This is a genomic window from uncultured Jatrophihabitans sp. (assembly GCF_964244045.1).
Taxonomy (GTDB): domain Bacteria; phylum Actinomycetota; class Actinomycetes; order Mycobacteriales; family Jatrophihabitantaceae; genus Jatrophihabitans.
In genome coordinates, this window is sequence record NZ_CAXTHK010000029.1 from 38,767 (window position 1) to 48,127 (window position 9,361).

Below are 9,361 nucleotides of genomic sequence, written 5' to 3' on the forward strand. Positions count from 1 at the left end.
TGGTCGTTGCGCGCTCTCAGCCCAGCGTGTCGAGGAAGTCGCCGAGGTCTCGCCACAGAGCGATGCGCAGCGGCAACGGCATCCCGTTGTTCGCCCCGGAGGGCCCGGGGAGGACGAACGCCGGGATCCGCCCCACCGACCAGGATGGCGCACCGAAGTCGCGCACCTGCCGTTGGCCGGCGTTGCGGGCGTAGGAATTCGCGGCTGTCTTGCTGACGAACGCCACGGCCTGCGGCGCCGCGCGGCGGAGCTTGCGTTCGAACCCGACCCGGTCGAAGACCGGTGGCTCCCCCGGCTCGGACTCGCGTACGCGCACCATGTCGGTCAGGCCGACACCGAAGTCGAGGACCCGCTCGTCCTCGTCCGGCGCCAACAGCTGCGGCACGAGCCCGGACTCGTGGAGCAGCACGTAGAACTTGTTGCCCGGGCTGTCGTAGTAGTGCGAGCGCGCAGCGCGGTCCCAGGCTGCAATCGTCCCCGCGATCACCACGCGGACGCCAGGGCGTAGGAGGTCGGGCAGCACAGCGGTTGAGAAGCCTCAGCTCAGAGGTCGAGCAGGGCGTCCAGGCCGACGGTGAGTCCCGGCCGACTGACGACGTGGCGGACGGCCAGCAGCACGCCGGGCATGAACGAGACGCGATCGAGGGAATCGTGGCGAATGGTCAGGGTCTCGCCCTCGGCGCCGAACACGATCTCCTGGTGCGCGACCATGCCCGCCACCCGCAGCGCATGGACGTGCACACCCTCGACGTCGGCGCCCCGCGCCCCGTCGAGGGTCTGGCTGGTGGCGTCGGGGCTCGGCGACATCCCGGCCGCACGGCGGGCCTGGGCGATGACCCGGGCGGTGTGCACCGCGGTGCCGCTGGGCGCGTCGGCCTTGCCTGCGTGATGCAGCTCGATGACCTCGGCGCTGTCGTAGAAGCGCGCTGCGAGCTCGGCGAAACGCATCGACAGGATCGCGCCGATGCCGAAGTTGGGGGCCACCAGCACGCCGAGGTCCGGCGTGTCCTGCAGCCAGGTCCGCACCGTGTCCAGCCGCTCGGGCGTGAACCCGGTCGTGCCCACCACGGCGTGGATGCCCTGGTCGATGGCGAAGCGGATGTTGTCCATGACGACGTCGGGGTGGGTGAAGTCCACCAGCACCTGCGAGCCGGCGTCGGCGACGCTGAACAGCCAGTCCCCCGCGTCGACCATGCCCACGAGGTCCAGATCGTCGGCGGCGTCGATCGCCCGGCACACCTGCTGACCCATTCGACCGCGGGCGCCCAGCACCCCGACGCGGATCGGTTCGCTCGTCGTCATCGTCGTCTCCTCACGCCGCACCGTCGAAGTCGTGTTCACCGAAGGGGCCGACGACGGTCAGACAACGCGGGCGCGACAGCACCAGCTGCGCGGCCTCGGCGACATCGTCGGGTGTGACGGCGTCGATGAGCGTGAGGACCTCGTCCAACCCGAGGATGTCGCCGTAGGCGATCTCGCTCTTGCCGATACGGGTCATTCGGGAGCCGGCGTCCTCGAGGCCGAGGACGATGCCGCCGCGCATCTGCCCCTTGCCCCGCTCGATCTCGTCGGCGCTGAGCGTGCCGGCGGCGACGGAGTCCAGCTCCTCGCGCATGATCGTCAGCACCTCGTCCGCCTTGCCGGGCTGGCAGCCGGCGTACACCCCGAACTGGCCGGCGTCGGCGTAGCTGGTGGTGTAGGAGTACACCGAGTAGGCCAGGCCGCGTTCCTCACGCACCCGCTGGAACAGCCGCGAACTCATGCCGCCGCCCAGCGCTGACGACGCGACGCCGAGCGCCCAACGCCGCGGGTCGTGGCGCGAGAGCCCATGCGTGCCCAGCACAAGGTTGGCCTGCTCGGTGTCGTCCTCGACGACCTGCACGGCACGATCGGGGACGAGGTTCGCGGGTTCGCCCCCCGGGCGCACCGGCTGCGGTGCAAGGCCCGGATCCAGCCGGTCGGCGAACGCCTGCCGGACCAACCGCACGACCTCGCCGTGCTCGACGTGCCCAGCCACCGACACCACCATCGCGTCGGGCGTGTAGCGCCGACGGTAGTACCCGTGGATCTGCCGTCTGGTCAGCCCAGCGATGGACTGCTCCGTGCCGAGCACCGGCCGACCGAGCGGCACGTCGCCGAACAGGGCGGTGGAGAATTCGTCGTGGACGAGGTCGCTCGGGTCGTCGTCGCGCATCGAGATCTCCTCGAGGACGACACCTCGCTCGACGTCGACGTCCTGCGCGGTGACCGTCGCGTTCAGCACGACGTCGCTGACGATGTCTATCGCGACCTCGAGATCGCGGTCGAGCACCGTTGCGTAGAAGCAGGTGTGCTCCTTCTCGGTGAAGGCATTGAACTCTCCGCCCACGGCGTCCATTGCCCGCGCGATGTCCAGGCCGCTGCGCGAGGTGGTGGCCTTGAACAGCAGGTGTTCCAGGAAGTGGCTGGTGCCGGCCAGCGACAGCGATTCGTCACGGGACCCGACCGGCACCCACACGCCGACGCTCGCGCTGCGCACGCCGGGCATGCCCTCGGTGACGATCCGCAGGCCACCGGGCAGAGTCGTGCGGGTGATGACGCCCCCACCGGTGGCGCGCTCGAGGCGGCGTGTGACGGCCCGGCCGACGACAGCCCCCTGGGCGGGACGGGACGAAGTCATCCCGCGATCCTACGGACCCGGCCGGATCGCTCAGGCGCGGGCGCCGTAGTAGACGCGCTCCCGCTTCGGAACGACGACCGGGAAGTGCCGCGGCCGCAGCGACCACAGGTACGTGCCGGTGGCGACGAGAACGCCACGCAGTACCGGCATGCGCAGCAGCCAGCCGGCCAATCCGAACAGCGGCGCCAGTAACCAGCTCACCAGTCCGAAACCGATCGCGGCCGCCACGAAGTGGCCCGGGAAGCGCGCGCCGAGCGCCAACCACAGGGTGACCGCACCGGCGATGCCGATGGCGGCAAGCCACGCCGTCCACAGCGCAGGACTAGAGCGCAGGACGTCCAGGGGAAGCGCGCCGAGCGCGAGGCCGACGGCGGACCCGGCGAGCACCCCCGCCCACGCCCGATGGTTGCGCGTCGGTGCGGGGTCGTAGCTCGGCAGCACCGACAGCGGATGCGCGGCGCGCATCTGCTCGACGTCGTCGTAGAGCCGGACCAACGGGTATCGAGCCGCGACCCGCTTGCGCAACCACTCCGGGGCGACCGGGTGCAGCCACAGTGCGTCGATGCGGGCGTGCTGGGCGCGGATGCCCTGGGTGCCGGCGACGACGCCGCCCCAGCACGACACGACGGCCTGGACGTGCCGCATGCCCCGGTTCTGTGCGGCGGCCTGGGGGGTGCCGTAGGCGTAGAACCCGCAGTCGCAGTCGTCGGCGGGCGCCTCGTGCGACGCCCGTGGGCAGGCGGCGGTGTTGGTGTCGTTGGACCAGCACTGCTCGGAGTACAACGGCAGGAGCAGGCCGGACTCCTCCACGCGAAACGTGCGCAGGGCGATGACTTCACCGACGAGCGGCTCGGCGCCGGCGAACGGCTGCATCAGGAGCGGGCGGGCTCGGCTCGGGCGACGACCCGCTCACGTACGGCCGGCACCAGCACGTCGAGCAGCGCGGGCGTCTCGACCGACGCCACGTTCTGCTCGGGCTGCGCCAGGGTGGGCAGCACCTCGAAGCGCACCTGCCGGGATCCGATGTCACCCATGCCGCTGCTCCTTTCGACCATCCGACCCGGACGCCCGGCCGGGGATGATCACAGACGGTACGCCGACCTCACCGGGGCAGCCAGGCGTCCGGTGCGTCGTTGAGTGCCTTGACGTGCGCGGGCAGCTGACCGCTCAGCACGTCGGCGAGGGTGGTCTCGTCCAGCACCTGACGCAGGCTGGCGCGCACCGCGACCCAGACCTCGGGCAGGTGCTCGGCGACCCCGGCGTACGTGGTCTCGTGCGGGCGCAACCCCCGCACCTCGGCCAACGGGCCGTCGACGGCACGCATCACAGAGCCGAGCGCGATGTCCTTCGCGGGCCGGGCCAGCGCGTAGCCACCCTCGGCACCGCGCTGGCTGCGCACAATGCCGGCCCGGCGCAGCTCACCCAGGATGGCCTCAACGAACTTGCGGGGCATGCCCTGCTCGGTGACGACGGTGTCGATCTTGACGAGCGAGGGCTCGCGGGCGGCCAGGCTCAGCAACGCCCGGACGGCGTAATCGGTCTTGGCCGAGATCTGCACGCCGCCATCCTCGCACTGGTAGGGCTGGTGTCGGTCGAGTCAGGCCGGCGTTGCGAGGGTCGTGCTGTTCTGGACGACCACGAGCCACACCGGCGTGCCCTCGCGCAGGTTGAGCGACTCGCTCTGGCCACGGGTCAGCTGTACCCAGGTGCCGGGGTCCCCCGAGTCGCCGGCAAGCTCGACCCGCACCTCGAAGCCGACCCGCTGCAACCGCGTCACCCGTGCCGGCACCGCGTCCGGCTGCGGCGTAGTGAAGATCTCGATGTCGTGCGGGCGCACCATGCGCCCGCCGAGCGTCGTGACCGGGCCGAGGAAGGACATGACGAAGTCGTTGGCCGGCTTGTCGTAGAGGTCGTCCGGGCTGCCGACCTGCTCGATGCGGCCACCGTTGATGACCACGATCTCGTCGGAGACCTCGAGGGCCTCCTCCTGGTCGTGCGTCACGAACACGGTGGTCACGCTCACCTCGTCGTGCAGGCGACGCAGCCAGTCGCGCAACTCCTTGCGCACCTTGGCGTCCAGCGCCCCGAACGGCTCATCGAGCAGCAGCACCTTCGGCTCGACGGCGAGCGCGCGCGCCAACGCCATGCGCTGACGCTGACCGCCCGACAGCTGGGCCGGCAGACGGTCGGCGAATTGCTCCAGGTGCACGAGTTCGAGCAGCTCGTGCACCCGCTTCCTGATCTCGTCCTTCGGGCGCCTGCGGATCTCGAGGCCGAAGGCGACGTTGCGGTACACCGACAGGTGGGTGAACGCGGCGTAGTGCTGAAACACGAAGCCGACGTCGCGGTGCCGCGGCGGGAGCTGCGATGCGTCCCGTCCGTCGATCTCCACCGTTCCCTCGTCGGCGTTCTCGAGCCCGGCGATGATGCGCAGCAGAGTAGATTTGCCGCCGCCGCTCGGGCCGAGCAGCGCAGTCAGCGCACCCGAACGCACCGACAGATTGACGTCGTCCAGCGCGACGAAGTCGCCGAAGCGCTTGCCGATCCCGTGTACCTCGATACCCATGATCAGGCCCTTCCCCTACGGCGGATCCACGCCCCGGCCAGGATGGCGGCGAACGCGACAACGATGAGTACGAAGGTGACTGCGTACGCGGCGTTCGGGTTCTGCTCGTTCTCGAGCAGGTTGCTGATGCGTAGCGGCGCCGTCTCGGTCTGACCCTCGATGTTGCCCGATACCACCAGCACCGCCCCGTACTCGCCCAGGCATCGAGCAATGGTGAGGACGAGGCCGTAGGTCAGCGCGATCCGGATGGTCGGCAGCGTGATGCGCAAGAAGCGGGTGACTGCGCTTGCGCCGAGTGACGACGCGGCGAGTTCCTGGTCGGTTCCGGCCTGTTCGAGCACCGGCACGATCGCGCGAACAACGAGCGGGAGCGAGACGAAGACGGTGGCCATGACCATGCCGGGCTTCGCGTAAATGACCTGGAAGCCATGGTCCTCGAGCGTTGGGCCGAACCAGCCGATGTGCCCGTACACCAGCACCAGTGCGAGCCCCACGACGATCGGCGACACCGCAACCGGCAGGTCGATGAAGGCGCTCAGCAACCGCTTGCCGGGGAACCGGTGCCGGGCCAACAGGATGCCGACTCCAACCCCGAACACCGTGTTGATCACTACCGCGATACCCGCGACGATGCCGCTGACCTCGAAGGCGTGCACAGACTGGGTGTTGGTCAGGGCGTCGAAGAACGATGACAGACCAGGCTGGAAGGTCTTGTAGAGAATGACGACGACCGGCAGCAGCGCGATGACAGCGACGTATAGGACGGCAATGGTTCGTACCGTCCAGGACGCGGGTTTCGAACTGCGCTGCACCGGCGCAGGCGCGGGTGCAGCGACCGGCGGAATCGGTGCAAGGGCGATGTCAACCACGGCGGGCCACCCGTCGTTGGAGTTGGTCAAGCACGACCAGCACCAGTGCGCTGGCGATCAGCAGGACAGTGGCGATCGCGCTGGCCTGCTGGGTCGCGCGCAACGGGCTGTCGCTGTCCTGGAGCTTGCCGTAGATGAGCGAGGACGCGATCTCGGTCTTGAACGGCAGGTTGTAGGAGATGAACACGAGCGAGCCGTATTCGCCGAGAGCTCGAGCGAAGGCCAGGGTCGCGCCCGAGATCAGCGCAGGCAGCACCTGCGGCAAGATGATCCGCCGGAACACGACGGACGGCGGCGCGCCGAGCGATGCCGCGGCCTGCTCGGCGTCCCGGTCGAGTTGCAGCAGTACGGGCTGCACGGTGCGCACCGTGAACGGCAAGGTCACGAACAGCAGCGTCACCACGAGGCCGACGCGTGTGCCGCCCAGGTGGACACCGACGGGGCTGTCACCGCCGTAGAGCGTGAGCATGACGATGCCGGCCACCACCGTGGGCAGCGCGAACGGAATGTCGATGACCATCTCAAGCAGTCCCGCGCCGCGAAAACGCTCGCGTACCAGTACCCAGCCGACGAGCAGGCCCATGACCGCGTTGATCAGAGCGGTCAGCACCGAGATGCCGATCGTGAGTCTCAACGCCGAGGCGGCCTCGCGGTTAGTGATGGCCGAAGTGAAACCGCTCCAGCCGTAGTCGAACGACCGTCCCACTACCGCGGCCAACGGCAACAGCACCAGCAGGCTCAACCACAGCACGGAGACGCCGAGCGTCGTACCGGACCAACCCCGCAGCGGCTGCCCCGAGCGGGTGCGCCGCAGCCGGCGGGAGCGTTGCGCGCCGCCCGCCGGCTGGTCGTCGAGAACTGCTGTCACGGCTGGTATGTCCCCTACTTCTCGATCTTCGTGACGATGCCGTTGTCGCCGAAGAACTCGTCGTTGACCTTGCTCCAGCCGCCGAGCGAGCCGACCGTGAACAGCTTCTGCACAACCGGGTACGGGTTGCTGGGGTCGTTGGCGCCCTTGACATCGGTCGGCTTCACGCTGGTGTCGACCGGCCGGAAGCCGTGGCTGGCGAAGATCGCCTGGCCGGCGCTGCTCTCGACGTAGGACAGGAAGTCGCTCGCGGCCTTGGGCGCACCCTTGGTCACGGCGGCTGGCGTCTCGATCAGCACGTCCTGGTCAGGCACGATGTAGTCCAGCGAGAGCCCCTTCTGCCGGGCGAGGATCGCCTCGGACTCGTAGGAGATCAGCACGTTGCCGGTGCCCGAGGTGAACTGGGTGGTTGCGACCGCACCACTGGATGCACGGCTGACGACGTGCGAGAAGAAGCTCTTGAGGTAGGCCTGCGCCTGGGCCGGCGTGCCGCCGGTCTGGATCACGTGCTGGTAGGCGGCCAGGATGTTCCACTTCGCGGAACCTGACGACGCCGGGTCAGGGGTGACGATCTTGACACCCGGCTTGATCAGGTCGGCCCAGCCCTTGATGCCGAGCGGGTTGCCCTTCTTGACCACGATGACGACGACGGAGTCGGCGACGATGCCCTTGGTGGGACCCGCGTCCCAGTCCGCGGCGACCTTGCCGGCCTGCTCGAGCTTGTTCATGTCGGAGCCGGTAGAGAACGCGACGTAGTCGGCTTTCTGGCCGGCGGCGACGTTCTTCTCCTGCGTGCCGCTCGGCCCGTAGGCACCGGCGAGCGAGACGCCCGCTCCCGCAGGCGTCTTGGCGAAGGCCGTGCCGAGCGCGTCGTAAGCCGGCTTGGGCACCGAGTAGGCAACCAGCTTGAGGCTCGTGGACTTGGCCGACGAGCTCGACGAGTTCGACGAGCTGGTCGAGCCGGCGCCGGCCGACGAGCCGGACTTCGAGCTACCGCTGCTGGAGCACGCGCTCAGCCCGGTGGCGGCCGTCAGAACGGCGGCGAACACGGTCAGCGTGCGAGCGCGTCGGGAGAGCATGCATACCTGCTTTCAGGAGGGCGACCGACTCTTGTTTGTCGATACGTCCGGTAGACAATAACAGCGGACGGGCTAATGGCTTGCGCCACGGCCGGACGATGAGAGACATGTCCATCACCCGACTCGCGAACTTCGCCTCGATCCTCGAGGACGCCACCCGCGCCCAGGCCGAGCGCACGGCAAGCATGCCGTTCGTGCGCCCCCACCTGGCGCTCATGCCTGACGCCCACCTGGGCAAGGGCGCCACCGTCGGCAGCGTCATCCCGACCGAGGGCGCGATCATTCCGGCGGCAGTCCGCGTGGACATCGGCTGCGGAATGATGGCCGTCCGCACGCAATTCGCGCGGGCGGATCTCACCGGCGATCTCACCGAACTGCATCGTGCGATCTCGAGTGCGATCCCGCTGTCGGCCGGGCGGTACAACCAGCATGTCGTGGCCTCGGCAGCACCGCGCGTCGCCGAGCTGGAGGCGCTCGAGGGCATCGAGCAGGCCGACGAGATCGGGCCGCGCTGGCGCCTGCAGCTCGGTTCGCTGGGGTCAGGCAACCACTTCATCGAGGTCAGCCTCGACGAGGACGACGCGGTCTGGCTGTTCCTGCACTCGGGCTCGCGAGGCGTCGGCAACAAGCTCGCGCAGAAGCACATCAAGATCGCGCAGGAGCAGTGCGCACGGCGATTCATCCGGCTGCCCGATCCCGACCTGGCCTACCTCGTCGAGGGCGACCCGGAGTTCTGGTCCTACATCGCAGCTCTGCGGTGGGCCCAACGATTCGCGCTGCTCAACCGCGAGGAGATGATGCAGCGCGTCGTCGACTGCCTCTCGGCGTGGCAGGGCGAGCCGGTGCAGCGGCTCGAGGAGGTCAACTGCCACCACAACTACACCGAGCGCGAGACGCACCTGGGCCGAGAGGTCTGGCTGTCGCGCAAGGGGGCGATCGACGCGCACGCCGGCATCCCCGGGCTCATCCCGGGCTCGATGGGCGACCTGTCCTACGTCGTGCGCGGTAAGGGCCACGTCGGGTCGCTGTGCTCATCGCCGCACGGTGCGGGGCGCAACTTCTCGCGCTCAGCTGCCCGCAAGCGGTTCACGCGGGCGGACCTGGACGAGTGGATGTCGGGCATCGCGTGGGGCAACTCGGACGCGTTCCTTGACGAGCACCCGCAGGCCTACAAGCCGATCGACGTCGTCATGAACGACGCGAAGGACCTCGTCGAGGTCGTGCATACCCTGCGTCAGATCGTCAACGTCAAGGGCAACTAACCCCAATACCGTTCAGTTAAGGTTACAGCCGTGTAGTTTGACGATGTGCCTCGTGCTG

The 9,361-nt window shown here is 69.0% G+C and carries 11 protein-coding genes; 1 reads left to right on the top strand and 10 read right to left on the bottom strand.

Translation table 11 applies throughout. The annotated features are described in order from the left end of the window. Positions 1 to 16: 16 nt before the first annotated feature. The 10 genes from ACFFC4_RS17890 to ACFFC4_RS17935 all read right to left on the bottom strand — a co-directional run bounded on the left by ACFFC4_RS17890 (position 17) and on the right by ACFFC4_RS17935 (position 8,041). A complete protein-coding gene (locus tag ACFFC4_RS17890; protein WP_375503349.1) occupies positions 17 to 523 on the bottom strand; it encodes a mismatch-specific DNA-glycosylase in 507 nt (168 codons plus the stop codon). Between the two features lie 20 nt (positions 524 to 543). Next, the gene (gene dapB, locus ACFFC4_RS17895) at positions 544 to 1,302 is read right to left on the bottom strand and encodes a 4-hydroxy-tetrahydrodipicolinate reductase (protein WP_375503351.1); all 759 of its coding nucleotides are present in this window, start codon (positions 1,300 to 1,302) and stop codon (positions 544 to 546) included. A gap of 10 nt (positions 1,303 to 1,312) precedes the next feature. Next, entirely contained in the window at positions 1,313 to 2,659 is a 1,347-nt protein-coding gene (locus ACFFC4_RS17900) for a M16 family metallopeptidase (RefSeq protein ID WP_375503353.1), read from the bottom strand. A gap of 30 nt (positions 2,660 to 2,689) precedes the next feature. Beyond that, a complete protein-coding gene (locus ACFFC4_RS17905) occupies positions 2,690 to 3,532 on the bottom strand; it encodes a hypothetical protein (protein ID WP_375503355.1) in 843 nt (280 codons plus the stop codon). Next, positions 3,532 to 3,693, bottom strand: a complete 162-nt coding sequence (locus tag ACFFC4_RS17910) for a hypothetical protein (RefSeq protein ID WP_375503357.1) — start codon at positions 3,691 to 3,693, stop codon at positions 3,532 to 3,534. Before ACFFC4_RS17910 ends, ACFFC4_RS17905 begins: the two co-directional genes overlap by 1 nt. Positions 3,694 to 3,761: 68 nt before the next feature. Further along, on the bottom strand, positions 3,762 to 4,217 hold the full coding sequence (locus tag ACFFC4_RS17915) for an RrF2 family transcriptional regulator (protein ID WP_375503359.1): 456 nt from the start codon (positions 4,215 to 4,217) through the stop codon (positions 3,762 to 3,764). A 39-nt stretch (positions 4,218 to 4,256) separates the two neighbouring features. Further along, positions 4,257 to 5,225 (bottom strand): sulfate/molybdate ABC transporter ATP-binding protein, encoded by a 969-nt coding sequence (locus tag ACFFC4_RS17920; protein WP_375503361.1) that lies wholly within the window; start codon positions 5,223 to 5,225, stop codon positions 4,257 to 4,259. 2 nt (positions 5,226 to 5,227) lie between these two features. Beyond that, complete coding sequence (locus tag ACFFC4_RS17925; protein ID WP_375503363.1) at positions 5,228 to 6,037, bottom strand: sulfate ABC transporter permease subunit; 810 nt, start codon at positions 6,035 to 6,037, stop codon at positions 5,228 to 5,230. A 49-nt stretch (positions 6,038 to 6,086) separates the two neighbouring features. Then, the gene (gene cysT / locus ACFFC4_RS17930) at positions 6,087 to 6,962 is read right to left on the bottom strand and encodes a sulfate ABC transporter permease subunit CysT (protein ID WP_375503365.1); all 876 of its coding nucleotides are present in this window, start codon (positions 6,960 to 6,962) and stop codon (positions 6,087 to 6,089) included. Between the two features lie 14 nt (positions 6,963 to 6,976). Further along, complete coding sequence (locus tag ACFFC4_RS17935; protein WP_375503367.1) at positions 6,977 to 8,041, bottom strand: substrate-binding domain-containing protein; 1,065 nt, start codon at positions 8,039 to 8,041, stop codon at positions 6,977 to 6,979. A 107-nt stretch (positions 8,042 to 8,148) separates the two neighbouring features. Between ACFFC4_RS17935 and ACFFC4_RS17940 the strand changes: the two genes are divergently transcribed. Continuing rightward, on the top strand, positions 8,149 to 9,303 hold the full coding sequence (locus ACFFC4_RS17940; protein ID WP_375503369.1) for an RtcB family protein: 1,155 nt from the start codon (positions 8,149 to 8,151) through the stop codon (positions 9,301 to 9,303). The last annotated feature ends 58 nt before the right edge of the window (positions 9,304 to 9,361 follow it).

Bases quoted from the DNA above. Each gene is read 5' to 3' on its own strand.
- dapB (WP_375503351.1), bottom strand. From the start codon at position 1,302: ATGACGACGAGCGAACCGATCCGCGTCGGGGTGCTGGGCGCCCGCGGT.
- ACFFC4_RS17900 (WP_375503353.1), bottom strand. From the start codon at position 2,659: ATGACTTCGTCCCGTCCCGCCCAGGGGGCTGTCGTCGGCCGGGCCGTC.
- ACFFC4_RS17905 (WP_375503355.1), bottom strand. From the start codon at position 3,532: ATGCAGCCGTTCGCCGGCGCCGAGCCGCTCGTCGGTGAAGTCATCGCC.
- ACFFC4_RS17910 (WP_375503357.1), bottom strand. From the start codon at position 3,693: ATGGGTGACATCGGATCCCGGCAGGTGCGCTTCGAGGTGCTGCCCACC.
- ACFFC4_RS17920 (WP_375503361.1), bottom strand. From the start codon at position 5,225: ATGGGTATCGAGGTACACGGGATCGGCAAGCGCTTCGGCGACTTCGTC.
- ACFFC4_RS17935 (WP_375503367.1), bottom strand. From the start codon at position 8,041: ATGCTCTCCCGACGCGCTCGCACGCTGACCGTGTTCGCCGCCGTTCTG.
- ACFFC4_RS17940 (WP_375503369.1), top strand. From the start codon at position 8,149: ATGTCCATCACCCGACTCGCGAACTTCGCCTCGATCCTCGAGGACGCC.